This is a genomic window from Lactobacillus sp. C449L, assembly GCF_059900815.1.
Genome location: NZ_JBWXGA010000297.1, coordinates 1 through 437, shown reverse-complemented (window position 1 = coordinate 437; position 437 = coordinate 1). Strand labels below are relative to the sequence as shown.

General features: G+C 65.4%; 1 protein-coding gene. It reads left to right on the top strand.

The window, feature by feature from the left end; translation table 11 throughout:
- The coding region (locus tag AC2JF9_RS09475) for a L,D-transpeptidase family protein (protein ID WP_500727271.1) at positions 1-437 on the top strand (437 nt) is incomplete at both ends.

Below are 437 nucleotides of genomic sequence, written 5' to 3'. Positions count from 1 at the left end.
ATGCGGAAGGACCCGGGCTACCTCGCCAAGATGAAGATCCGCATCTTCGACGGGCACGGGACCGAGATCGATCCGGCGACGATCGATTGGGCGACGGACAAGGCGGCGAACTACACGCTCCGGCAGGATCCCGGGGTCGACAACTCGCTCGGCGAAATCCGCATCGACATGCCGAACAAGCTTGCCGTGTACATGCACGATACGCCCTCGAAGAGGCTGTTCGCCCGCAACTCTCGGGCGATGTCCTCCGGGTGCGTGCGCGTGTCGGGCATCCGCGAACTTGCGCAATGGATCCGGGAGGGGCAGGCGGGGCCGAACGGCCCGGGCTCGAACTGGGGCCAGGCCGAGATCGCGGCCGCGATCGAATCGGGCCAGCGCATCGACGTGAAGCTGACCAGGCAAATTCCGGTCATCTGGACCTACCTGACGGGCTATGC